The sequence below is a fragment of the Streptomyces sp. NPDC002144 genome (assembly GCF_053593695.1).
The window spans coordinates 26,219-49,861 of record NZ_JBSFDB010000033.1; the positions used below are offsets into that span (position 1 = coordinate 26,219).

Below are 23,643 nucleotides of genomic sequence, written 5' to 3' on the forward strand. Positions count from 1 at the left end.
TCCTGAAGGGGCGGCCCCCCGCCCTGACGGGCGCCTTATCCAGCGCCGAGGGTATTGTCAAGGGGGTTCCGCTCGCCCCGACGGGCGATGTCTGTACCGGCGCCAGACGAACGCCAGACGAAACGGAGAGCACGCGTGACGCGCAGCGTGTACGTGACCGGTATCGATCGCGGCGACGGCCGCCAGGTCGTCGAGCTGGGGGTCATGGAGCTGCTGACCCGGCAGGTCGACCGGGTGGGGGTGTTCCGGCCCCTGGTCCACCACAGTCCCGACCGTCTCTTCGAGCTGCTGCGCGCCCGCTACCGGCTCTCCCAGGACCCGGCCACGGTCTACGGCATGGACTACCACGAGGCCTCCGCACTGCAGGCCGAGCGCGGGACCGACGAGCTGGTGTCCACGCTCGTGGACCGCTTCCACGTCGTCGCCCGGGACTACGACGTCGTCCTGGTCCTCGGCACCGACTTCGCCGACACCCAGCTGCCCGACGAGCTGTCCCTCAACGCCCGGCTCGCCAACGAGTTCGGCGCCTCGGTGATCCCGGTGGTGGGCGGCCGCAAGCAGCCCGCCGAGGCCGTGCTCGCCGAGACCCGCAACGCCTACCGCGCCTATGAGGGGCTCGGCTGCGACGTGCTGGCGATGGTGACCAACCGGGTCGCGCCCGAGGACCGGGACGAGATGACCCGGCAGCTCGACACCCGGCTGCCGGTGCCCTGTTACGTCGTACCGGACGAGCCCGCGCTCTCCGCGCCCACGGTCTGGCAGATCAGCCAGGCCCTCGGCGCCCGGGTGCTGCTCGGCGACGACTCGGGGCTGGCGCGGGACGCCCTCGACTTCGTCTTCGGCGGGGCGATGCTGCCCAAGCTGCTGGGCGCCCTGACCCCGGGCTGTCTCGTGGTCACCCCGGGCGACCGCGCGGACCTGGTCGTCGGCTCGCTCGCCGCGCACAGCGCGGGCACCCCGCCGATAGCCGGCCTGCTGCTCACCCTGGGCGAGGTGCCGGACGACGACGTCCTCACCCTGGCCGCCCGTCTGGCGCCCGGCACGCCGGTGCTCTCGGTGCCCGGCATGAGCTTCCCCACCGCCGAGCAACTCTTCTCCCTGGAGGGGAAGTTGAGCGCGGCCACCCCGCGCAAGGCGGAGACCGCACTCGGCCTCTTCGAGCGGTACGCCGACACCGCCGACCTCATCCGGCGGGTCTCCGCCCCGAGCAGCGACCGCCTCACCCCGATGATGTTCGAGCACAAGCTGCTGGAGCAGGCCCGCTCCGACAAGCGCCGGGTCGTGCTGCCGGAGGGCACCGAGGAGCGCGTCCTGCACGCCGCCGAGGTGCTGCTGCGCCGGGGCGTGTGCGACCTGACCCTGCTCGGACCGGTGGACCAGATCCGCAAGAAGGCCGCCGACCTCGGCATCGACCTGGGCGAGACCCGGTTGATCGACCCGGCGACCAGCGAGCTGCGCGACTCCTTCGCCGAGAAGTACGCCGCCTTCCGCGCCCACCGGGGCGTCACGGTGGAGCTGGCGTACGACGTGGTGAGCGACGTGAACTACTTCGGCACGCTGATGGTCCAGGAGGGCCTGGCGGACGGCATGGTCTCGGGCTCGGTCCACTCCACGGCCGCGACCATCCGGCCCGCCTTCGAGATCATCAAGACGAAGCCGGACGCCGACATCGTCTCCTCGGTCTTCTTCATGTGCCTCACCGACAAGGTGCTCGTCTACGGCGACTGCGCGGTGAACCCCGACCCGGACGCCGAGCAGCTCGCCGACATCGCCATCCAGTCGGCCGCGACGGCCGAGCAGTTCGGCGTGGAGCCGCGGATCGCGATGCTGTCGTACTCGACGGGCACGTCCGGTTCGGGCGCCGACGTCGACAAGGTGCGCGAGGCAACCGAGCTGGTGCGGGCCAGGCGCCCCGACCTCAAGATCGAGGGGCCGATCCAGTACGACGCCGCCGTGGAGCCCACCGTCGCGGCGACCAAGCTGCCGGAGTCCGACGTGGCCGGGCAGGCGACGGTGCTGATCTTCCCGGACCTCAACACGGGCAACAACACCTACAAGGCCGTGCAGCGCTCGGCCGGCGCGATCGCGGTCGGCCCGGTGCTGCAGGGCCTCAACAAGCCGGTCAACGACCTGTCCCGGGGCGCCCTGGTCTCGGACATCGTCAACACCGTGGCCATCACCGCCATCCAGGCGCAGAACTCCGCAGAGAAGGCACCCCTGAAGTGAGCGCGACCCGCGTCCTCGTCCTCAACTCCGGCTCCTCGTCGGTGAAGTACCAGCTGCTCGACATGCGGGACAGCAGCAGGCTGGCCGCGGGGCTCGTCGAGCGGATCGGCGAGGAGACCTCCAGGCTCCGTCACACGCCGCTCGCGAGCGGCGGAGAGACCCGCGAGTCTCTCGGCCCGGTCGCCGACCACGAGGCCGCCCTGAAGGCCGTCGCGGAGGAGCTCTCCAGGGACGGACTCGGCCTGGACTCCCCCGAGTTGGCCGCGATCGGGCACCGGGTGGTGCACGGCGGCAAGACCTTCACCGAGCCGACCGTGATCGACGACACCGTGCTCGCCGAGATCGAGCGGCTGATCCCGGTCGCCCCGCTGCACAACCCCGCCAATCTCACCGGTATCCGCACCGCCCGGGCCCTGCGCCCCGACCTGCCCCAGGTCGCCGTCTTCGACACCGCCTTCCACACCACGATGCCGGAGTCCGCCGCCCGCTACGCGATCGACGTGGCCACCGCCGACGAGCACCGCATCCGGCGCTACGGCTTCCACGGCACCTCGCACGCGTACGTCTCCCGGGCCACGGCGAGGCTGCTCGGCAAGGCGCCCGAGGACGTCAACGTCATCGTGCTGCACCTCGGCAACGGCGCCTCCGCGTCCGCGGTGCGCGGCGGGACGTGCGTGGACACCTCCATGGGGCTGACGCCTTTGGAGGGGCTGGTGATGGGTACGCGCTCCGGGGACATCGACCCGGCCGTCATCTTCCATTTGGCGCGTGTTGGCGGAATGTCCATCGATGAAATCGACACTCTTCTCAACAAGAAGAGCGGGCTGATCGGCCTCTGCGGCGACAACGACATGCGGGAGATACGACGCCGGATCGACGCGGGCGACGAGGGGGCGAAGCTCGCCTTCGACATCTACATTCACCGCCTGAAGAAGTACATCGGCGCCTATTACGCGGTACTCGGCCGCGTGGACGCGATCGCCTTCACAGCGGGAGTCGGGGAGAACGCGAGTGAGGTGCGGGAGGCTGCCGTCGCGGGCCTGGAGACCCTGGGCCTGGCGGTGGACGGCGCGCTGAACGCCGTACGGGGCGACGAGCCGCGGCTGGTCTCGCCCGCGGACGCACGGGTGAAGGTCGCCGTGGTGCCCACCGACGAAGAACTGGAAATCGCCACACAGGTCTACGCGCTCGTAAAGAAGTGACCGAGCAGTAACCGGCAAATGAGCACCGCTCCGCCCATATGAATCTTCCGCCAGACGGAATATTCCGCGGCGAAACAAACCGATAGGATCGCCCCATGCGCCGTTCGAAAATCGTCTGTACTCTCGGCCCCGCGGTCGACTCCCACGAAATGCTGGTCTCGATGATCGAGGCCGGAATGAACGTGGCCCGGTTCAACTTCAGCCACGGCACCCACGCCGAGCACCAGGGGCGGTACGACCGCGTCCGTGCCGCGGCCAAGGAGACCGGGCGCCCCATCGGCGTCCTCGCCGACCTGCAGGGCCCGAAGATCCGTCTGGAGACCTTCGCCGAGGGTCCGGTGGAGCTGGAGCGCGGTGACGAGTTCGTCATCACCACCGAGGACGTCCCGGGCGACAAGACCATCTGCGGCACGACGTACAAGGGCCTGCCCGGTGACGTCGACCGCGGCGACCAGATCCTGATCAACGACGGCAACGTCGAGCTGAAGGTCCTGGACGTCGAGGGCCCGCGGGTGCGGACGATCGTCATCGAGGGCGGTGTCGTCTCCGACCACAAGGGCATCAACCTGCCCGGCGCCGCCGTGAACGTGCCGGCGCTGAGCGAGAAGGACGTCGAGGACCTCCGCTTCGCGCTGCGCATGGGCTGCGACATGGTCGCCCTGTCCTTCGTCCGCGACGCCAAGGACGTGGCCGACGTCCACAAGGTGATGGACGAGGAGGGCCGCCGGGTCCCCGTCATCGCCAAGGTGGAGAAGCCGCAGGCGGTGGACAACATGGAGGGCGTCGTGATGGCGTTCGACGCCGTCATGGTCGCGCGCGGTGACCTGGCCGTCGAGTACCCGCTCGAGAAGGTCCCCATGGTGCAGAAGCGACTCATCGAGCTGTGCCGCCGCAACGCCAAGCCGGTGATCGTGGCGACCCAGATGATGGAGTCGATGATCACCAACTCCCGCCCCACGCGCGCCGAGGCGTCCGACGTGGCCAACGCGATCCTCGACGGCGCGGACGCGGTCATGCTGTCCGCGGAGTCCTCCGTGGGCGCCTACCCGGTCGAGACCGTGAAGACGATGTCGAAGATCGTCGCCGCGGCCGAGCAGGAGCTGCTCAGCAAGGGCCTGCAGCCGCTGGTGCCGGGCAAGAAGCCGCGCACACAGGGTGGTTCGGTCGCCCGTGCGGCCTGCGAGATCGCCGACTTCCTCGGCGGCCGCGGCCTGGTGGCCTTCACCCAGTCCGGCGACACCGCCCGCCGGCTGTCCCGCTACCGCGCGCAGCAGCCCATCATCGCCTTCACCACCGACGAGAACACCCGCAACCAGCTGACCCTCAGCTGGGGCGTGGAGTCGCACGTGGTGCCGTTCGTCAACACCACCGACGAGATGGTCGACATGGTCGACGCGGAGATCGCCAAGATCAACCGCTTCAACCCGGGCGAGATCGTCATCATCACCGCGGGTTCGCCCCCCGGCGTCCCCGGCACCACCAACATGCTGCGCGTGCACCACATCGGCGGCACGAACAACTGACGCCGCCGTGAAGGCGGTTGTACGGCGCTGAGGGCGCCCCCTGGATCAGGGGGCGCCCTCAGTTCGTGCGCGGCTCCCGAACGGGCCTGTGGCGGCGCTCAGCCGGTTCCGTCGGTCGTGTACACATGCATCCCGGGCACGTGCAGCGTGCCGCCGAACTGGCCGGCCTGGACGACCTTGACGTTGGTGAAGTAGATCAGCGGGATGTTCAGCGGCGGCGGGTTGTCGGGGCTGAACGTGATCGGGATCAGACCGAACAGGTTCCCGGAGATGGACTGCGTGTACATCGTGGTGTCGCCGTCGCGGATCGTGGACGTCGTGCCCTTGCCGGCCTGCACGTGGTAGGTCTTGTTCTGGCTCGTGTCCTTGACCGTCTGGTGCAGGTCACCGATGTCCGTGCCGCCGGAGATGACGTACTTCAGCACCTTCTTGACGGTGCCTCCGGCCGTCTTCACCTCGACGATGCCCTTGTAGTCGGCGCCCTTGAGCGTCAGCGAGCTGGCGTTGAGGTACCAGGGGTCGTTCGCCACGGGCACCTTGTTGTCGACACCGCTGGTGGCGTCGGTGGCGGCGTCGCAGTTCGCCGCGTCCGCGCTCGAACTCGCGCTCGGCGAGGGGCTGGCGGAGGACGTGGCCGCCTGGGCCGCCTTCTCGGCCGCCGTGGTGGCGCTGTCCGCCGCCTTGGACGCCGCGTCGGTCGCGCCCTTCACGGTGTCGTCGACCGTGTCGGTGACCTTCTTGGTGGTGTCCTTGACGGTGTCCGATACGCCGGCGCCCGAGGACGAGTCCTTGGTGTCGCTCGCCGAGGACGACGCGGAGGGGGACGGCGTCGGGCTCGCGCTCGACGTCGAACTGCCGCTGCCACCCGTGAGGATGCTGCCCAGTGTGTCGCCGATGGTGTCCAGGAGGCCGCCACCGGTGCTGCTGCTCGTCGACGCCGAGGGGGTGGGCGTCGTCGCGGTGTCGCCGGAGGAGGACTTGCTCTGCGAGGCGGACGGGGTCGGCGTGGCCTTGTCGTCGGAACCTGAATCCGACGAAGAGGTCTTGCCGGAGTCCGCGGTCGACGAGTCCTTCGACGTGCCCGCCGAGGACGAGGCGGACGGCGAGGGCGTGGCCTTGTCGGCGGAGTCGCTCGAACTCGCCGAGGCGGAGGGCGACGGCGAGGCCGAGGAGCCGTCCAGGGCCGCGACACAGTCCTTGTAGTCGTCGGCCTTCTGGCTGTTCGTCGTCGCGGTGGAGCCACCGCTGTCGGCGAGGGCCAGCGAGGACGTGAACCCCATTCCCACGATGACCGCCGTCGGCATCGCCGCCATGGCTATCGCCTTGCCGGCGGGCATGTGGAACCTGGTGAACAGCGGCTTCCTGGGGGCCGCGTGGCGCGGCCCGGTTCTCACACGGGACTCGTCCACATCAGTCCCGTGGGTCACCTCGTCAGCCGGCACTGTGCCTCCCGTTCGCCCCGTTGGCCGGGCTCGTTCCTGACAGATCGTTCGGCTCGTCGACCACGGGCTTGAGGAGCGTGGTGTCGGAGTCCTGGGCCTGCGGGGCGTCGCCCGCTGCCGTGGTGTCCTCCTGCACCGGCTGCTCCTCCGGCGGCACGCCCGGCGCCCACGACACGGCCATGGCCCCGCCGACCAGCGCGAGCAGGAAGCCCATCAGGAAGCCGCCGAGGTTGGACACCGGGATGGAGACCAGGCCCAGCAGGATCGCCGCGACGCCCGCGAAGACCCGTACGTGCTTCTGGAACCAGAGGCTGAATCCCAGCACGACGAGCAGCACGCCGATGATCAGGGAGCCGGCCCCGCCCGTGGTGGCCATCGCCAACGTCAGATGACCGACCTGGAGATGCGCGTACGGGAAGTACATGATCGGCAAACCGGCGAGCAGGACGAAGAGCCCGGCCCAGAACGGCCGCGTGCCCCGCCAGGCGCGGAACTGCGCCCTCCGGCGACTGAACTGGCCGGCGGGTACGGCAGGAGTCTCGGCGCTCATGGAAAACAGCTCCCTGGTGCGGCTTTGCTGTGGTGATGGTGCTGTGGTGATGAGTTGTGCTGCGTGTGAAGAAGTCGGTGGAAGGTGGACGGGCGGGGGCGCCCTTCGGCTCCCCCGCCCGTCAACGAGTGCTCAGTAGCACTCGTGGGTGCCCGTCTGGACCGACATCTTCAGCCCGCTGAGCTTGAAGGTTCCGGCGGTGGTCGCCCACGCCGTCTGCTTCACGCCGGTCAGCGAGGCGTGATCGGCCTGCTGCGCGAACCCGTACGGGTTCGCGGTGTCACCGCTCTTGATGCCGGGACCCTTGTTGGCGTCCTTGGCGGCCACACCGATGTCGATGTTCGTGAACGTCGCGTCGGCGCTCAGGTCGTCGAGGTCGATGTAGAGCTTGCTCGCCTCGACCGGCTTGTCGCCGCCGCCCGCCTTCAGGATCAGGCTGACGTTGCCGATGATCGGGATGTTCGGGGTGACGACCGACTGGCACAGACCCTTGATGGTCGCGGAGTTGAACGCCGAGACCGCGACCGGGTGGGCCGTCTTCTGGCCGTCGAGGGTGTACCCCGAGTCGACGGCGCCGTACTGTGCGAACCCGTCACCTTCGAGCTGGTCGGCCGTGACCTTGAACTGCTGGCCGGACACGCTGAAGGACGCGGCGAGAGCGCCCTGCGCGAGGGCGACACCTATCGCGGCCGTAGCGGCGACGCTGGGCACCATGACCACAGCGAACCGCTTCCATCTGGTCCCGCCACGCACCTGGGACTCCATATTTCCTCCTTCTCGGACGTACATCTCCTGGTCCCGGCGGCCCCCAGTCGGCGGCTCGTCCGGGCAGGGATGGGAGAAGTGCTACGTCCTCGGGAAGGGGAGCGCCCGCACTCGGAGGCGCGAACCGCGCACCGATCACCGGCGATCACCCCCGAGCGACAACCACTGGTCGCGCCTGACACGCATCACGCACAACCTTGCTGGACAGGCTTCGCCGAGTGGACGAAGACCCCCCTGCCCAAGAGCCGGCACACCCTGGCGCCGTCTCTGCTCGGTGGGGACCCAGGAACTCCCGCGGCCCGACCGGCTGTCGGGGTACGGGAATGGACCGAGCGTCGCCGATCGTGGTGCATTCTCGCCGCCCGCACAAGGGGCTTCGTTACTGGGTAGTAACGGCCGGATAACCGAAGCACGACCCAGAGGTCTCGGGTGGCGACGGAGGGTGCAGCAGGGGGCGGGGACAAAGCTATTGATCGTTGGACAGAATCCGACAGATCAACGCCCGTAACTTACTCGTAGTAACAGCGGCCGCGATTACCAAGATTTGGTAAAGCGCGGCCGCACTGACGTTCCGTCGGCAAATCTTTCACTCCGGCATCACATGCCGTGGTGTTTAGCGACTGGTCAGAACAGCGCCCGCGCGAGCGCCCTCCTGGCCGCCGCCACACGCGGATCATCCGCCCCTACGACCTCGAAGAGCTCCAGCAGTCGCAGACGTACCGTGTCCCGATCGTCACCCGCCGTGCGCCGGACGGTCTCGATGAGCCGCCCGAAGGCGTCCTCCACATGACCGCCGACCAGATCCAGGTCCGCCGCGGCGATCTGCGCCTGGACGTCGGCCGGCTTCTCGGCCGCGTCCTTGCGCACCTGTTGCGGGTCCAGCCCCTGCACCCGGTGGAGCAACTCGGCCTGCGCGAGCCCGAGTTTGGCCTCCGGGTTGCCGGGGTCGTCGCTCAGCACGTTCTTGTAGGCCTGGACGGCACCGCCGAAGTCCCCCGAGTCCAGGGCGCGTACGGCGGCCTCGAGCAGGGCGTCGTACGGCCCGGCCGGCACCGCCTCCGCGCCCGCCGGGGCGCCGCCCGGCTCGGCGTCGGGGTCGACCGTCAGGCCCGTGAGGCCGAAGCGCTCCTCGGCGACCTGCACCAGCTGGTCCAGGGTCTGCCGGATCTGCGCCTCGCCCGCGGCCCCCTGGAAGAGCGGCAGCGCCTGGCCGGCGACGACCGCGAACACCGCCGGGATCCCCTGGATGCCGAACTGCTGCATCAGCATCTGGTTGGCGTCGACGTCGATCTTGGCGAGCAGGAAGCGCCCGTCGTACTCGACCGCCAGCCGCTCAAGGACGGGGCTCAACTGCTTGCAGGGCTCGCACCACTCGGCCCAGAAGTCGATGACGACGGGCACCTCGGTGGACCGCTGCAGGACGTCGCGCTCGAAGGAGGCCTCGTCGACGTCGATCACCAGATCGGCCGGAGAGACGGCTCCGGTGCCGCCGCCCTGCCGGGCGGCCTCGGCGCGCGCCTGCTCCGCCTTTGCCTTGGCCTCCTGGGCCGCCTTCACCGCGGCGAGGTCGACGACTCCGCTCATGGACATGTTCCGTGGCTGCATGCGTCTATCCTCCCCCGTCCGCGCGTGTGAATGAAAAGCGCCGTGAAAGCCGGTCGAACTCGCGTGTGGTCGGCGCCGGGTCCCCACCCCACGCCACGCCCGTGGTTTCGCTACGAGTCGTAGCGTAATGGCACCGGGTGCCTCCTGGGTAGCACCCCCCGGTGATCTCCCTCACGGCCTCACAAGAACCGCCGGTTATGGTCGGGGGATGCAGAGCCGCACCCCCCTCCCCCGTGCCTCGGGACGCCCGCGCAGCGCCGAGGCGGACGCCGCGATCCTCGCGGCCACCCGGGAGGCGCTGGTGGAGCTGGGCTGGTCCAAGCTCACCCTGGGAGACGTCGCGACCCGGGCCGGGGTCGCGAAGACCACCCTCTACCGCCGCTGGGCGGGCAAGAACGAACTGGTCGTCGACGCGGTCGCCGAGCTCTTCGACGAACTGCGCCTGCCCGACCGCGGCAGCCTCGTCGCCGACATCGAGGGCGTGGTCCTGCAGCTCGCGGCGATCCTGGACCGCCCCGAGGCCAAGAGCGGCCTGATGGCGGCCATCGCGGAGTCCACCCGCGACGACGCCCTGCGTGAGCGCATCCGGGACTCCATCGTCGACCGGCAGAAACGCCTGGTCCTGGAGGGCCGCGCCCGCGCCCAGCGGCGCGGCGAACTGGCCCCGGAGCCTGATCCGGCGGAGTCGGCCCGCACGGTCGACCTGATCTTCGACGTGGTGGCGGGCGCGGTGGTCCACCGCACCCTGGTCAGCGGCCGCCCGGCGGACGAGGACTGGGTGCGCGCCTTCACCGCCCTGCTCCTGGGCGGCCTCGGAGCGGACGCCGAGGGGCGGCCTCAGGACGACGGGCCGGCCGGCGGGGCTCCGCTCACCGCGTCGTCGTAGAGGGCCCGGACCTTGTCGCCGAAGTAGGCGCTGTAGGAGACCTCGGGGGTGTTGCCCCCAGTGTGGTAGCCGCCGATGATGCCGACCACCGCCCAGCCGCCCGACCACGGCACCAGCATCGGCCCGCCACTGGTGCCGTCCACGAACGCCTTGCAGGCGATGCGCAGATAGCTGCCCGGGTCGGCTGGGTCGTCGCTGTCCCAGCGGGTGGTCCAGCTCCAGCACTCCAGTGGCTTCTCGGCTCCCCCCGGGTAACCGATCATCCGCACCGGGGCGTGCCGGTATCCGGTCCCGGTCAGCAGCCGCACCGCGCCGCCGGTCGCGTCCTCCAGGGACAGGCCGTTCTGGTTGGGTTCGGTGACGGCGAAACCGACGTCGTACTCGGCGCCCGCGTCCTCGCCCAGGTCGTAGTACTGCCGGGAGACGTAGACGCCGTTGGCGCGGACCGGGAAGACACCGAACGGCTTGAGTCCGTCGTGGTACTGCGGCACGAAGGCGAGGTTGCGGCGCGGGGAGCTGCCCGAATAGCTGCGCAGACAGTGGCCCGCGCTGAGCACCAGGTCGTGGCCGGGGCTGCGCACCACCGAGCCGCTGCAGGTGCGCCCGGTGCCGGTCGGGTCGGTCCAGAAGAAGGTGCCGGCCTGGGGCATGCCGTCGAAGCTGCGGCTGGGCGGGACGTACTCGCCGGGCCGGGGGCCGTCGACCTTGGCGGAGACGGTCTGCGCGTCGTCGTCGGCGGTGTCGCTGGGCAGCGCGGCCACCAGCCGGTCCGCGGTCCAGTAGGCGTCGAGCCGCTCGGCCACCGGGTTGGGCGTGGGCGGCCCCGCGTGGGCGGAGGCCAGCGGGGCGAACCACGCGCACGGCAGCAGGGCCGCCGCGATCGCGAGGGCGCCCTTGACGGCCCTCGGTCTGAACAGCCTACGCACCGTCAGGTCCCCTAGCGGTCGGCACAGTCGATCGACGGTGCCGATGGTATGCGTGGGATTGACGGTGGAGAAGAAGGCGAATCGATTCACCCCGCCGGGCGCCGGGATCCGGCGGGGTCGGGGAGCGCAGTGGGAACGCAGTGGGAGAACGCAGTGGGAGCGCGGTGGGAGCACGGTTTCCTCAGAACCCGGCGGGTTCCGTGTACACGCCCCACTCCTCCCGCAGTACCCCGCAGATCTCGCCCAGCGTCGCCTCGGCGCGTACGGCGTCCAGCATCGGCTCGATCATGTTGGCGCCCGAACGGGCCGCGGTGAGCATGCCGTCGAGCGCGGACCGTACGGCGGTCTCGTCGCGCGCCGTCCTCCGCTCGCGCAGCACGCGGACCTGCTCCCGCTCCATCTCGTGGCTGACTCGCAGGATCTCCAGGTCGCCGGTCACCGACCCGGTGTGGACGTTGACGCCCACGACCCGCTTCTCCCCCTTCTCCAGGGCTCGTTGGTAGCGGAACGCGGACTCGGCGATCTCGCCGGTGAACCAGCCGTCCTCGATCCCTCGCAGAATGCCGGAGGTGACGGGCCCGATGGGGTGCCGTCCGTCGGGGTGGGCCTTCAGACCCCGCTCCTTGATCCGCTCGAAGACCTTCTCGGCGTCGGCCTCGATCCGGTCGGTCAGCTGCTCGACGTACCACGAACCCCCCAGCGGATCGGCCACGTTGGCCACCCCGGTCTCCTCCATCAGCACCTGCTGGGTCCTGAGCGCGATCTCCGCGGCCTGCTCGCTGGGCAGCGCGAGGGTCTCGTCGAGGGCGTTGGTGTGCAGCGAGTTGGTGCCGCCGAGCACCGCGGCGAGCGCCTCGACGGCCGTACGGACCACGTTGTTGTACGGCTGCTGGGCGGTGAGCGAGACACCGGCGGTCTGCGTGTGGAAGCGCAGCCACTGGGCCTTCTCGGACCGGGCCCCGTACACGTCCCGCATCCACCGCGCCCAGATCCTGCGCGCCGCCCGGAACTTGGCGATCTCCTCGAAGAAATCGACGTGCGCGTCGAAGAAGAAGGACAGCCCGGGCGCGAACACGTCCACGTCCAGCCCGCGGCTGAGCCCCAGTTCCACGTATCCGAAGCCGTCGGCGAGCGTGTAGGCGAGCTCCTGCGCGGCCGTCGCGCCCGCCTCGCGGATGTGGTAGCCGGAGACGGACAGCGGCTTGTAGTCCGGGATGCCGGCCGCGCAGTACTCCATCAGGTCGCCGATCAGCCGCAGATGGGGCTCGGGCTGGAAGAGCCACTCCTTCTGGGCGATGTACTCCTTGAAGATGTCGGTCTGGAGCGTGCCGTTGAGCACCGCCGGATCGACGCCCTGCCGCTCGGCGGCGACGAGGTACATGCAGAAGACCGGGACGGCCGGCCCGCTGATGGTCATGGAGGTCGTCACGTCCCCGAGCGGGATGCCGTCGAACAGCACCTCCATGTCGGCGGCCGAGTCGATCGCGACCCCGCAGTGCCCGACCTCGCCCAGCGACCGGGGGTCGTCGGAGTCGCGGCCCATGAGGGTCGGCATGTCGAAGGCGACGGACAGGCCTCCGCCTCCGTGGCCGAGGATCATCTTGTAGCGCTCGTTGGTCTGCTGGGCGTTCCCGAACCCGGCGAACTGCCGGATGGTCCACGTCCGGCCCCGGTACCCGGTCGAGTACAGCCCGCGCGTGAAGGGGAACTCCCCCGGCCACCCGATCCGCTCGAACCCCTCGTACAGGTCCCCGGGCCGGGGCCCGTACACCGGCTCCACGGGATCCCCGGAGAGCGTGCTGAAGTCGGCGTCCCGCTTCCGCGCGGCGTCGTACCGGGCCTGCCAGCGTCGGCGGCCCTCTTCGATCGCGTCAGCGTCCATACCATCGAATTTACTTGGACGTCCTAGTAAATGTCGACAGGGGACCGCCGTACGTGTGTCGTACGGCGGTGAGGGAGGGGTACGTCAGACCTTGGCGACCGCGGGGGTGCCGTCGGTGACCTTGGCCTCCAGCTCGTGGGTGACCTTGCGCTCGACGAAGAAGGCGGCCGTGGGGACCGTCCCCGCGAGCAGCACCCACAGCTGCTTGCCGACCGGCCACTTCGCCTTGGAACCCAGGTCGAAGGCGAAGACCAGGTAGACGACGTAGAGCCAGCCATGGGCGATGCCGATGACGGTGGTGAACTTGTCGGCGCCGTCCACGTGAAGCCCGTACTTGGCGATCACGCCCAGGGTCAGCAGGACCAGCAGCACACCGGTGACATAGGCCATGACGCGGTAGCGGGTCAGCACGCTCTTCTTCATGACGTCGAGCGTAACCGCCCGTTCCGGGAGATCTTGGTCCGGGTCGGTCCTAGTCAGTCCTCGTCAGTCCTCGTCAGTCCTCGTCGAAATCGTTCGCCGCCACCCGTAGCGGGCGGAGCATCGCGAAGATCTCGGCGCACTCCTCCGCGTCGTAGACACCGAGGCCGAAGTCCATGGCCATCAGGTCACGGGTCGCGGCCTCGACGACCTCGCGGCCCTTGTCGGTGATGGAGGCGAGGGTGCCACGGCCGTCGTTCGGGTTGGGACGCTTGGCGACCAGGCCGGACCTGACCAGACGGTCGACCGTGTTCGTCACCGACGTGGGGTGCACCTGGAGCCGCTCGCCGATCTTCGACATGGTCAGCTCGCCCTCCTTGGAGAAGGTGAGCAGCACCAGCGCCTCGTACCGCGCGAACGTCAGTCCGTACGGCTTGACCACCGCGTCCACCTCGGCGAGCAGGATCTGGTGCGCGCGCATGATCGAGGTGATGGCCGCCATCGACGGCACGTTGCCCCAGCGCCGCTTCCACAGTTCGTCGGCGCGGGCGATGGGATCGAAGGGGAGACTGAGCGGCTTCGGCACGCCACTGACCTTACCGGCCGGTCACATGGTGGTCAGCCCCGTCTCGCCTTTCGGTCGCGCGGGCTTGCACCGCCAGGACGACACACGTGAGCGTGCCGAGGGCGCCGGCGCCGGCGACCGTCGCGGCCACTCCGGCGTATTCCGCCGCGACCCCCGCCAGGGCCATGCCCAGCCCTTGGACCGTCATCAGCCCGGCCGTGAGCAGCGTCATCGCCCGGCCTCGTAGTTCCTCGGGCACGGCGCGTACGAACCACTGGTCCAGGCCCAGCGTGTACGCCGATCCCGCACCGGAGACCAGGAGCAGGAGGAGGGAGACGGCGAGGCCCGGGTGGAGGGCGTAGCCGAGGTACGGGAGGAGGGTCACGGTGACCAGGGGCAGGGCGATGCGTTCCCTCGTCGCGGGGCGCAGACGCGAGCCTGCGTAGAGCTCGCCGGCGATCGTACCGATCGGGAGCGCGCACATGAGGAGGCCGAGGGCGACCGAACCGGCGGAGAGGTCGTGGGCGTAGGGGGCCGCGAGGGCCTCCGGGGTCACGGCGAACATCGGGGGGAGCCAGAAGAGCAGGAGCAGGGAGCGGGTGCGGGGGTTGGCCAGGACTTGGCGGGCGCCCTTCAGTGAATCGCTCATCAGGGGGGCAGCGGTTCTGAAGCGGGGTGGGCGGTGGTGGGTGCCGTAGCGGAGCAGTGCGGCGGACGCGCAGAACGTCGTCACCGTGATGAGGAGGGCGTGGCGCGGTGACACGGCGATCAGGAGCAGGCCGCCCAGGCCGTATCCGATCATCAGCGCGCTCTGCGACACGATCCGCAGCAGGGAGCGGCCGAGGACGAAGCGGTCGCCGTCGCCCAGGATGTCCGCCAGGGTGGCCGTCCTGGTGCCCTGGAAGACCGGGGACACGAGCGCCAGGCAGCAGCGGAGGGCCAGGAGTACGGCGATGTGGGTGCCCGGTATCACCATCGGCGCGACGCATGCCGCGCACAGCAGGTCGCAGGTCACGAGGACTCGGCGAGCGGGGAAGCGGTCGGCCATGCCTGCGAGGAGCGTGCCGCCGACGGCGTAGGGCAGGAAGCCTAGGGCGAAGGTCAGGGCGCTGATGAGGGGCGAGCCGGTGAGGTCGTAGACCAGGACGGAGAGTGAGATCTCGCTGATGATCACGCCGAGGAGGGAGAGGGCGTGGGCTGCGAAGACGGCTCGGAATTCGGGGATGGCGAAGACGGTGCTGTAGCCGGTGGAGGGTGCGTGTTGGGGTGGCGCGGGCATGGCCGCAGCGTGCGGGTGAGGAGCGGGGCATCCTAGAGATTCGGTTGCTGCCGAATGTTGGGGGAGATGTCATGCCGTCGCGGTTGTATTTCGGGGAGGACGACTTCCTGCGGTGTCGGTTCGCCGTGTCGCCGCTGTGGGAGACGCAGGAGGTCGTGCGCATGCTGAAGCGGCCCGAGCGGCACGGGTATCACGCGCGTTGGCTGCGGCGGATGGGGGACGCCGTGGAATCGTTGGATCTGAGTGATCTGTGGCTGCTGATGCCGCAGCCGGGCCACTGTCCCGACTGGCTGTGTCCGCCGCCGATCGGGCCCGCCGCCTCGTTCGAGGAGGAGATCGCCGCCGTGCGGGCCAGTGATCCCGAGGCGGCCCGGGAGGACACGGCCAGGTCGCTCGCGGACACGCCCGGTGCGTTGGAGCTGCCGCAGGCTCGGCGGTGGCTGCGGGATCCGGTGGGGATGGTGGAGGAGCTGTCCGACGCGATGGAGGGCGTCTGGCGCAGGCTGGTCGCGCCGGACTGGCCTCGGCTGCGAACCTTGTTGGAGGCCGACATCGCCTTTCACTCGCGTCGGTTGGCCGAGGTGGGGCTGGGTGGGCTGCTGCCGGAGATCAACCGGCGGTTCGGCTGGCGGGCGGGGACGCTCACGGTGGACATGCGGCTCGAGCACGAGCGGCGGTTGGCCGGGCAGGGGCTCGTTCTGCTGCCCAGCGTTTTCATCTGGCCGGACGTCGTGAGCACGTTCGAGCCGCCGTGGCAGCCGACGTTGGCCTATCCGGCCCGGGGTATCGGGGGGCTGTGGGCGGAGCGTGCGGATGCGGCCGGCGATGTTCTTGTACGGCTGTTGGGGCGGGGGCGGGCGGCTGTGCTGGCGGCGCTGGAGGAACCGGCGGCCACGGGGGCGTTGGCTCATCGGCTCGGTCTCGCGCCGTCATCCGTCTCCGCGCATCTGACGCTGCTGCGGGATGCCGGGCTGCTGACCGCGCGGCGGTACGGGCATCAGGTGCTGTACGAGCGGACGCCGTTGGGGATCGCGCTGGTGTCGGGGGGTGGCTGAGGTTCAATGCCTGCGGCGCCTGTGCGGGTTCGGTGGGGGTGGGCGTAGCGCCTTCGGTTCGGTTGTGGGTCGGGGCCGGGGTGGGGGGTGTCCGTCCTCGGTCGGGCGGTGCTGTTGGTCATGCGGTGCTGTCTTTTGACGCCCGACACTGCGGGCGGACACCCCCCACCCCGTCCCCTTCGCACGTACGGCGGCTGCGACGCGCCCCTCAGGGGCGCGGGGAACTGCGCGAGCGGGCACGACGGGCCCGCAGCCGCCCTGCGGCCTCGTGCGGAGCCCCCGTCGGCGACCTCAGGTCCGTCGGCGTAGGTGGAGGCGGACCGCGCGTTGGGCGACCGGGCCCAGGTCTTCCAGTGCGGCGATGAGGGAGCCCAGTTGCTGCAGGGCGTCCAGGGCCGCGTGTGCGCCGGTTTCGTCCACTCCCTCGTACAGCTCGATGCCCACGAAGGACGCTGCCACGGCGCGGGCGAGGCCGCGTGGGTCGGCGAACTCGCCGAACGGTGTCTGTGCGAGGACCCGGGTCAGGACCTTCTCTATTTCGTCGATCCAGAGTTGGAGGCCGGCCGCGGTGGCGGGGCCGAGGGTGGTGTGGGTCTGGGCGCCGGCCAGGAGTTGGCCGAGGAGGGCCACGTGGCCGTGGGCGCGCTCCTCCTCGTGCATCTGCCGTCCCACGGTGAGGAGTTCGGAGAGGGAGCCGACCTCGGACAGGCGGGTGCGGTAGCGGGCCACTGTCTGTTCGGCGCCGTATCGGCATGCCTGGGCCAGGAGTTCGTCGACCGAGCCGAAGTGGTAGAAGACCAGGGCCTGGTTGACTCCGGCCTCGGTCGCGATGGTGCGGGCGGAGGTCTTGGCGATGCCCTGGTCGGTCAGGACGCGCAGGGCGCCTTCCAGGAGTTTGGTCTTCGTCGTCTCGGGGCTCACGCGCGGGACTCCTCGCGGACCGGGCGCAGACCGGGGCGGACCCCGCAGGTGCGGATGTCGGTGTACGTCGCCCGGAAGGAGCCCTCGTAGCCGAAGAGGGGGCCGAAGTAGCGGTTGACCACGCGGACTTGGATGCGGAAGCGGTTTTCTGCCTCGTCGTACGACTCCCGGACCTCCGCTGTGGCGCCGATCAGTTCGGGCACCCGTAGGTCTATGGCGCCCTCGCGGAAGCGGTGTTCTCCGGAGCGGATGAGGAGGGAGCCGTCGGGCTCGGCGTGGAAGTGGAGTTCGCTGGCCAGGTGCTGGTGGGTGCCGAGGTAGTCGAGGACGCGGTCGCCCTTGGGGCTGAGCACCATCTGGGCGTCGAAGCGGCGAGGGCGGCCCGGCAGGTCGAAGGTGCGCACGAAGGTAACCGTCTCACGGCCGAATGTGTCCGGGTACGGGACGTTCTCGATCGTGAAAGGGACGTTGCGGCCAGGGGTGGGGATCAGGATGTTGCGGGTGGCGCCCAGGGCCAGGAACGGTCTGACGAAGGCTCCGCCGTGCCAGACGCGGTCCATCACTCCCCTGCCCGTGCAGGCCTCGCCGCTGGTCAGGCCGACGGAGAAACGGCGCTGGAGCTGGGGGTGCAGGCGGTCGAAGTCGGCGCCCATCACGGTGCGGAAGATCGAGGTCATCGCGGGTTCTCCAGGGTGCGCAGGACGCGGGGCGCCCGGATGCGGGTGGGCGGGGTGCGCAGGCAGCGGCGGGCGGCCGGGGTGCAGGGCAGGGGCGCTTTGAAGAGGGCCACGCAGACGGCGACGGTGAGGAGGAGCGGGCAGAGGTAGGCCAGTGACGCCGTGAAGGGGCCGAGGAGGGGGAGGGAGGCGGCGGGGGCGAGGGCCGTGCAGGCGATTGTGATCACGAGGGTGCGGACCACCAGCTCCGTGAGCCAGTTGGCCAGGGCTCGCTCCGGGGTGACGCCCCGCTCCAGCCAGAGCCGCAGCCGGTCGAAGGACCAGGCCGTCGCCCAGCCCATCAGGGGGCGGAAGAGGAGGCGGTCGGCGGTGGCGCCCAGGCGGCCCCAACGCGGGCGGTAGTCGTAGCCCGTGAGGAAGCGGACGCCGTCGCCGTCGGGGACGTAGCGCCAGTAACCGCTGCCCTCGGCGAGGAGGGAGAGGGGGTGCGGCGCGGAGAAGCGGAGGGCGGAGGTGCGGGTGCCGTCCGGGCGTTCGCGCTCGCCGGCCGACACCCCGGTTCCGGCGACCGTGAGGAACGGCCCTATGCGCGTGGCGTACCGGAAGCGCTGCGGCTCGCCCTCTTCGCGGGGGAGGTAGATGATCTCGGTGAAGCGGAGGTCCCAGCGCTGGTGCTGGGCGGGGTCCTGTGTGCGGGTCCAGAGGTCGTCCAGGTCGGCGCGGATGCGTGCCTCTATGTAGAGGCCGGTGTGGCCCATGTGAATCCCCCAGGTCAGCAAGGAGTTTGAGCGAGTGCTCAAGCTGCTTGGGGGTGAATGTAGCGGGTTTTGAGCGATCGCTCAAACGGGGGTACGAGAAAACCCCGGCCGCGGGCGGCCGGGGTTTGCTGGTGTCAGCGGGAGAGGTGTCGTTCCACCGTTTCGACTTTGGACGTCAGGCCGTCCGTCACTCCGGGGCGGATGTCCGCCTTGAGGACCAGGGAGACGCGCGGTGCTCTCTCTTCAACGGCGGCGACCGCGCGTTTGACGACGTCCATGACCTCGTCCCACTCGCCCTCGATCGACGTGAACATCGCGTCGGTGCGGTTGGGGAGGCCGGATTCGCGGACGATCCGGACGGCGTCGGCCACGTACTCCCCCACGTCCTCGCCGACGCCGAGCGGTGTCACGGAGAAGGCGACGATCATGCGTTCACGATCCCTTCCTTGCGGGCGCGCGAGGCGATGACCTCGTCCTCGGCGGCCCGCTTCAGCTTGCGCTCGGCGAAGAAGCCGCCGGTCGGCAGGACCGAGAGGACGAAGTAGAGGGCGCCGGTCTTCAGCGGCCACTTGGTGCGGTTCCAGGCGTCGGCCCAGAAGATCACGTACAGGATGAACAGGACGCCGTGGACCATGCCCATGACCGGCACCGCGTTGAAGTCCGTGGTCCGCTTCAGCACCGAGCAGACCAGCAGGAGCAGGAAGGACACGGCCTCGGGGGCCGAGACGAGCCGCAGGCGGCGGATGGCGGTGGCGGTCTTGAGGTCCACGGGTCACCTTCGGTGGGAGACAGGTCGCTCTTTGTGAACGGAAGCACAAGCGTTCGCCCATTGTGACAAACACTGCCCCTAGGGGTGCGCTCAGGGTCCCTCTCCACCCGCGGGATCTGTTCCGTCCACCCGCCGTGCGGCTACCTTCGCAGCGTGGCGATGTTCCGACTTCAAGGAAGCAAGGTGCTCGCCGTCGACATGACCGGGGACGCCGTGAAGGCGAAGAACGGCTCGATGGTCGCGTACGACGGGCAGATGGCCTTCAAGAAGCTGAGTGGTGGGGGTGAGGGCCTGCGGGGCATGGTGACGCGGCGGCTCACCGGTGAGCAGATGACCGTGATGGAGGTGCGCGGGCAGGGGACCTGCTGGTTCGCCGACCGGGCTTCGGAGATCAATCTCGTCAGCCTCCAGGGGGACAAGCTGTTCGTGGAGTCGAGCAATCTGCTGGCGACCGACGCCGGGCTGCGGACGGGGACCACCTTCACGGGGCTGCGGGGCGCCTCGCAGGGCAACGGGCTGTTCACGACGACCGTCGAGGGGCACGGACAGGCGGCGATCATGTCGGACGGGCCGGCCGTGGTGCTGCGGGTGAGCGCCCAGTACCCGCTGATCGTCGATCCGGGCGCCTACATCGCCCATCAGGGGAATCTGCGGCAGTCGTTCCAGTCCGGTGTGACCTTCCGCACCTTTTTCGGGGAAGGCGGCGGCGAGGCCTTCCAGATCAGGTTCGAGGGGGACGGGCTGGTGTACGTGCAGCCGAGTGAGCGGAACACGATCGCGGGGGATGTGTGACGTGGCCTTCCGTGAGATCAACTCCAAGATGATCGAGGCCACGGTGGTGCCGGGGCAGCGGCTGTTCAGTCAGCGCGGCGCGATGCTCGCCTACAAGGGCGACGTGTCCTTCACGCCCAACATCCAGGGCGGGCAGGGCGGGGTCATGTCGATGATCGGGCGGCGGATCGCCAATGAGGCGACACCCCTGATGAGCGTCGAGGGCAGCGGCACGGTGATGTTCGGGCACGGCGGCCACCATGTGCAGGTCATCAACCTCACCGGCGACACGCTGTACGTGGAGGCGGACCGGCTGCTGGCCTTCGAGGGCACACTGCGCCAGGGCACGATGTTCATGGGCTCGCAGGGCGGGGTCATGGGCATGGTGCGGGGCCAGGTCACCGGCCAGGGCCTGTTCACGACCACCCTGCAGGGCGTCGGCTCGGTCGCGGTGATGGCCCACGGCGGTGTCTTCGAGGTGCCGATCACTCCGGGGCGTGCCGTGCATGTCGACCCGCAGGCCTACGTCGCCCACCACGGCGACGTCCGCAACAAGCTGTCGACCGCCCTGGGCTGGCGCGACATGGTGGGCCGGGGCTCCGGCGAGGCCTTCCAGCTGGAGCTCAGCGGCAACGGCGTGGTCTACGTCCAGGCCTCGGAGGAGAAGCTGTGAGCATGTACGGGGCTCCGGGCGGCGGCCCGACGGTCTACGACCCGATGACACTGCCGGTCGACGACAACGTCAACAAGTACACCTTCTGCGTGGAGCTCAAGGGGAGCCAGTGGTTCCTGCAGAAGGGGAAGATGATCGCCTACTACGGGCAGATGGAGTTCAACGGCGTCGGGCACGGCCGGCTCGACCGACTTGTCCGTACGTCCTTCCATTCGCCTCTGCACGCGAGCGACTGGGTCGTGGCGGAGGGCTCGGGCAAGATGCTCCTCGCCGACCGGGCCTTCGACGTCAATTCCTACGACCTGGACGACGGCAACCTGACCATTCGCTCGGGCAACCTCCTCGCTTTTCAGCCAAGTCTCGCGCTCAAGCAGTCGATCGTCCCGGGCTTTCTCACGCTCATCGGAACCGGAAAGTTCGTGGCTGCATCTAACGGTCCGGTGGTGTTCATGGAACCCCCGATCCGGGTGGACCCTCAGGCGCTCGTCGGGTGGGCCGACTGCCCGTCACCGTGCCATCACTACGACCATGGCTACATGACGGGCGTCATGGGCGGTCTACGTGCGATGACGGGCCTCGGCGGGGCCTCCGGGGAGGAGCACCAGTTCGAGTTCGTCGGGGCGGGCACGGTCCTGCTCCAGTCGTCCGAGACCCTGATGGCCGAGCAGGCCACGGGAGCGGTTCCGCACGAGCCGGGGGTACCCGGTGGCGGCGGGGGCTTCACAGGCCCCTCACAGCAGGCAGGCGCACCGCGCCTTCCCGGACAGCTGGGTGACCTCCAGCGTCGCTTCGGGCTGTGAGCGGTAGTCTGCGGAGTGTGACGTCGAACGCGTGCACGGCGCCACACAACCCTCACTAGTTCGCCTTTCAACCTTTTAGGTAGACTTCATTCATGGAGACCGAGACGGCCACGCGCTGGCTGACCGATGCGGAGCAGTGCGCCTGGCGCACCCACCTGGAGGTCAACAGGCTGTTGACGTACCAGCTCGAGAGGGACCTTCAGCCGTTCGGGCTGACGATGAACGACTACGAGATCCTGGTGAACCTCTCCGAGTCGGAGGACGTACGGATGCGAATGAGCGACCTCGCGTCCGCCACCCTCCAGTCCAAGAGCCGCCTCTCCCACCAGATCACCCGTATGGAGAACGCCAACCTGGTCCGGCGCGAGAACTGCGAGTCCGACCGGCGCGGCCTCTACGCGGTGCTGACCGAGCACGGCATGGAGACGATGCAGAAGGTCGCGCCCCATCATGTGGCGTCCGTGCGGCGGCACTTCATCGACCTGCTGTCCCCCGAGGCCCTGTCGGAGCTCGACAAGGCCCTGAAGCCCATCGCGGAACACCTGCGCGGGCAGCGGGGGCGCCCCTGACCGACGGGACGCACGGCAGGCGGCACCCAGTGCGGGGTTCCGCCTGCCGGCGTCTCGCGGACCGTGGACGCGGGGCGTCACAGGGCATGCGTGCGCTCCTCCTCGGCGTCGCGCTGCGGCAGCGTGCTGGGCGTGTCCCGCCGGGTCCGGACGGCGCCCCTCGACGTGGCCAGGGCGGTCAGGAGCGCCGTCGCACCGGCCGCCGCGAAGCACAGTGCCGTCGGCAGGCCGCCCAGCAGGAGCCCGGCGGCGGCCGCACCGGCCGTACTGCCCGCGTTGACACCGGTGTTGACCCAGGCGCCGGCCCGCACCCGCGCCTCGGGCGCGGCCGCCTCGTCGGCGACGAGATAGGCGGTGGTCAGCGCGGGCGCGACGAAGAACCCGGAGACCGCGAGCACGGCGGCGAGCGTGCCGAGCCCGTCCGCGAACCCGGCCCCGAGCAGCGCCAGCCCCAGCCCGACGGCGGTGAACGGCAACCGCATCCGCGCCGGGACGCGCCATGCCACGGCCCCGTTGAGCAGCCCCCCGACGGCACTCCCGCCCGAGAGCGCCGCCAGCGTCCAGGCCACGGCGTCGTCCCCCTGACCACGCTGCTCGGCGAAGGCGACGACCACCAGATCCACCACACCGAGAGCGAGCCCCACACCGACGGCCCCGACGACGGGCTGGAGGATCCCGCGCAGGACGGCACGCCTCCTTGCGGGCTGACGGCGTTCCTCGCGCGATGCGCTCGCCCCGTCGGCTGCGGTTTTCTCGGCGGGCCCCGGTGCCCGTACCGCCGGTGAGGTCACGAAACCCGCCGTGCCTGCCAGCATCAGGGTGGTTCCGACGGCGATCGCGGTCGCCGGCGAGCTCGCGCCCACCAGGAGGCCCACCAGCAACGGGCCCGAGACGAAGAGGAGTTCCTCGGCGACCCCGTCGAGGCTGTAGGCGCGCTGGAGCAGTGCCCGGTCCGGGGCGAGGCGGGTCCACACCGCGCGCATGGTCGGGCCCAGCGGCGGGGTGCAGGCACCCGCCGCGGCGGTCACGGCGCCGAGGGCGAGGGCGGGGACGCCGGGGCGCCGGACCAGCACGGTCAGGAGCCCCAGGAGCGACGCATAGACGGCCGTCATCGGCACCAGAGCCCCGCGGGGGCCGTACCGGTCGATCAGGGCCGCCCTCGCGGGCGACAGGAAGACGCTGGTGCCGCCGAAGAGCGCCATGACGGTGCCCGCCACCGCGTAGGACCCGGTGGCCCGGGTCACGGCGAGCATCACGGACAGCGGCACGACGCCGTACGACAGCCGGCCGAGCAGGGCGAAGGCGAAGGTGCGGCGGGCATGCGGGACACGGAGGACGACGGCGTACGACGGCCGCCGCCCGACGGGCGTGGAAGACAC

24 protein-coding genes are annotated in these 23,643 nt (G+C 70.1%); 9 read left to right on the plus strand and 15 right to left on the minus strand.

Translation table 11 applies throughout. The features are described from left to right. Nucleotides 1–135: 135 nt before the first annotated feature. From pta to pyk, 3 genes are all read left to right on the plus strand, one after another. On the plus strand, nucleotides 136–2,226 hold the full coding sequence (gene pta / locus ACWCQ1_RS36880; protein WP_451028336.1) for a phosphate acetyltransferase: 2,091 nt from the start codon (nucleotides 136–138) through the stop codon (nucleotides 2,224–2,226). Further along, on the plus strand, nucleotides 2,223–3,428 hold the full coding sequence (locus ACWCQ1_RS36885) for an acetate kinase (RefSeq protein ID WP_358609443.1): 1,206 nt from the start codon (nucleotides 2,223–2,225) through the stop codon (nucleotides 3,426–3,428). Before pta ends, ACWCQ1_RS36885 begins: the two co-directional genes overlap by 4 nt. 95 nt (nucleotides 3,429–3,523) lie before the next feature. Continuing rightward, nucleotides 3,524–4,951 (plus strand): pyruvate kinase, encoded by a 1,428-nt coding sequence (pyk, locus tag ACWCQ1_RS36890; protein WP_133044721.1) that lies wholly within the window; start codon nucleotides 3,524–3,526, stop codon nucleotides 4,949–4,951. A 98-nt stretch (nucleotides 4,952–5,049) separates the two neighbouring features. Here the strand turns inward: pyk and ACWCQ1_RS36895 are convergent, their stop codons facing one another. The 4 genes from ACWCQ1_RS36895 to ACWCQ1_RS36910 form a co-directional block, all read right to left on the minus strand. Further along, on the minus strand, nucleotides 5,050–6,393 hold the full coding sequence (locus tag ACWCQ1_RS36895; RefSeq protein WP_451028337.1) for a hypothetical protein: 1,344 nt from the start codon (nucleotides 6,391–6,393) through the stop codon (nucleotides 5,050–5,052). Continuing rightward, entirely contained in the window at nucleotides 6,383–6,943 is a 561-nt protein-coding gene (locus ACWCQ1_RS36900) for a DUF6114 domain-containing protein (RefSeq protein WP_133044719.1), read from the minus strand. The genes ACWCQ1_RS36895 and ACWCQ1_RS36900 overlap by 11 nt, the downstream gene beginning before the upstream one ends. A 132-nt stretch (nucleotides 6,944–7,075) precedes the next feature. Continuing rightward, a complete protein-coding gene (locus ACWCQ1_RS36905; protein ID WP_133044718.1) occupies nucleotides 7,076–7,708 on the minus strand; it encodes a DUF6230 family protein in 633 nt (210 codons plus the stop codon). 624 nt (nucleotides 7,709–8,332) lie between these two features. Beyond that, nucleotides 8,333–9,313: a tetratricopeptide repeat protein gene (locus tag ACWCQ1_RS36910; RefSeq protein ID WP_358609451.1), complete on the minus strand. Its 981-nt coding sequence runs from the start codon at nucleotides 9,311–9,313 to the stop codon at nucleotides 8,333–8,335. A gap of 208 nt (nucleotides 9,314–9,521) precedes the next feature. On the opposite strand from ACWCQ1_RS36910, the gene ACWCQ1_RS36915 reads away from it, so the two are divergent. Beyond that, nucleotides 9,522–10,199 (plus strand): TetR/AcrR family transcriptional regulator, encoded by a 678-nt coding sequence (locus tag ACWCQ1_RS36915; RefSeq protein WP_451028338.1) that lies wholly within the window; start codon nucleotides 9,522–9,524, stop codon nucleotides 10,197–10,199. Here the strand turns inward: ACWCQ1_RS36915 and ACWCQ1_RS36920 are convergent. The 5 genes from ACWCQ1_RS36920 to ACWCQ1_RS36940 form a co-directional block, all read right to left on the minus strand. Further along, nucleotides 10,151–11,125, minus strand: a complete 975-nt coding sequence (locus ACWCQ1_RS36920) for a trypsin-like serine peptidase (RefSeq protein ID WP_358609454.1) — start codon at nucleotides 11,123–11,125, stop codon at nucleotides 10,151–10,153. The genes ACWCQ1_RS36915 and ACWCQ1_RS36920 overlap by 49 nt on opposite strands. A gap of 181 nt (nucleotides 11,126–11,306) precedes the next feature. Continuing rightward, the gene (locus ACWCQ1_RS36925) at nucleotides 11,307–13,007 is read right to left on the minus strand and encodes an acyl-CoA mutase large subunit family protein (protein WP_358609457.1); all 1,701 of its coding nucleotides are present in this window, start codon (nucleotides 13,005–13,007) and stop codon (nucleotides 11,307–11,309) included. Nucleotides 13,008–13,091: 84 nt separating this feature from the next. Next, nucleotides 13,092–13,430, minus strand: a complete 339-nt coding sequence (locus ACWCQ1_RS36930; RefSeq protein WP_133044713.1) for a DUF3817 domain-containing protein — start codon at nucleotides 13,428–13,430, stop codon at nucleotides 13,092–13,094. Between the two features lie 73 nt (nucleotides 13,431–13,503). Next, complete coding sequence (locus ACWCQ1_RS36935; protein WP_133044712.1) at nucleotides 13,504–14,013, minus strand: MarR family winged helix-turn-helix transcriptional regulator; 510 nt, start codon at nucleotides 14,011–14,013, stop codon at nucleotides 13,504–13,506. Between the two features lie 10 nt (nucleotides 14,014–14,023). Then, nucleotides 14,024–15,271: an MFS transporter gene (locus ACWCQ1_RS36940; RefSeq protein WP_451028339.1), complete on the minus strand. Its 1,248-nt coding sequence runs from the start codon at nucleotides 15,269–15,271 to the stop codon at nucleotides 14,024–14,026. A 71-nt stretch (nucleotides 15,272–15,342) separates the two neighbouring features. On the opposite strand from ACWCQ1_RS36940, the gene ACWCQ1_RS36945 reads away from it, so the two are divergent. Continuing rightward, entirely contained in the window at nucleotides 15,343–16,326 is a 984-nt protein-coding gene (locus ACWCQ1_RS36945; RefSeq protein WP_358609465.1) for an ArsR/SmtB family transcription factor, read from the plus strand. Between the two features lie 291 nt (nucleotides 16,327–16,617). On the opposite strand, the gene ACWCQ1_RS36950 is transcribed toward ACWCQ1_RS36945, so the two are convergent. The 5 genes from ACWCQ1_RS36950 to ACWCQ1_RS36970 all read right to left on the minus strand — a co-directional run bounded on the left by ACWCQ1_RS36950 (nucleotide 16,618) and on the right by ACWCQ1_RS36970 (nucleotide 19,451). Further along, the gene (locus ACWCQ1_RS36950; protein ID WP_133044709.1) at nucleotides 16,618–17,247 is read right to left on the minus strand and encodes a TetR/AcrR family transcriptional regulator; all 630 of its coding nucleotides are present in this window, start codon (nucleotides 17,245–17,247) and stop codon (nucleotides 16,618–16,620) included. After that, nucleotides 17,244–17,924, minus strand: a complete 681-nt coding sequence (locus ACWCQ1_RS36955) for a DUF4166 domain-containing protein (RefSeq protein ID WP_358593972.1) — start codon at nucleotides 17,922–17,924, stop codon at nucleotides 17,244–17,246. The genes ACWCQ1_RS36950 and ACWCQ1_RS36955 overlap by 4 nt, the downstream gene beginning before the upstream one ends. Beyond that, nucleotides 17,921–18,682: a hypothetical protein gene (locus ACWCQ1_RS36960; RefSeq protein WP_451028356.1), complete on the minus strand. Its 762-nt coding sequence runs from the start codon at nucleotides 18,680–18,682 to the stop codon at nucleotides 17,921–17,923. Before ACWCQ1_RS36960 ends, ACWCQ1_RS36955 begins: the two co-directional genes overlap by 4 nt. A gap of 134 nt (nucleotides 18,683–18,816) precedes the next feature. Beyond that, entirely contained in the window at nucleotides 18,817–19,110 is a 294-nt protein-coding gene (locus ACWCQ1_RS36965; RefSeq protein ID WP_133044706.1) for an MTH1187 family thiamine-binding protein, read from the minus strand. Continuing rightward, on the minus strand, nucleotides 19,107–19,451 hold the full coding sequence (locus tag ACWCQ1_RS36970) for a DUF3817 domain-containing protein (protein WP_133044705.1): 345 nt from the start codon (nucleotides 19,449–19,451) through the stop codon (nucleotides 19,107–19,109). The genes ACWCQ1_RS36965 and ACWCQ1_RS36970 overlap by 4 nt, the downstream gene beginning before the upstream one ends. A gap of 159 nt (nucleotides 19,452–19,610) precedes the next feature. Between ACWCQ1_RS36970 and ACWCQ1_RS36975 the strand changes: the two genes are divergently transcribed. The 4 genes from ACWCQ1_RS36975 to ACWCQ1_RS36990 all read left to right on the plus strand — a co-directional run bounded on the left by ACWCQ1_RS36975 (nucleotide 19,611) and on the right by ACWCQ1_RS36990 (nucleotide 22,264). Next, entirely contained in the window at nucleotides 19,611–20,243 is a 633-nt protein-coding gene (locus tag ACWCQ1_RS36975; RefSeq protein ID WP_133044763.1) for an AIM24 family protein, read from the plus strand. Between the two features lies 1 nt (nucleotide 20,244). Further along, complete coding sequence (locus tag ACWCQ1_RS36980; protein WP_133044761.1) at nucleotides 20,245–20,895, plus strand: AIM24 family protein; 651 nt, start codon at nucleotides 20,245–20,247, stop codon at nucleotides 20,893–20,895. A gap of 2 nt (nucleotides 20,896–20,897) precedes the next feature. Next, nucleotides 20,898–21,695 (plus strand): AIM24 family protein, encoded by a 798-nt coding sequence (locus ACWCQ1_RS36985; protein WP_133044762.1) that lies wholly within the window; start codon nucleotides 20,898–20,900, stop codon nucleotides 21,693–21,695. 92 nt (nucleotides 21,696–21,787) lie between these two features. Further along, nucleotides 21,788–22,264 (plus strand): MarR family winged helix-turn-helix transcriptional regulator, encoded by a 477-nt coding sequence (locus ACWCQ1_RS36990; RefSeq protein ID WP_133044704.1) that lies wholly within the window; start codon nucleotides 21,788–21,790, stop codon nucleotides 22,262–22,264. A gap of 77 nt (nucleotides 22,265–22,341) precedes the next feature. Here ACWCQ1_RS36990 and ACWCQ1_RS36995 read toward each other — a convergent pair whose 3' ends face one another. Beyond that, nucleotides 22,342–23,643: an MFS transporter gene (locus tag ACWCQ1_RS36995; protein ID WP_451028340.1), complete on the minus strand. Its 1,302-nt coding sequence runs from the start codon at nucleotides 23,641–23,643 to the stop codon at nucleotides 22,342–22,344.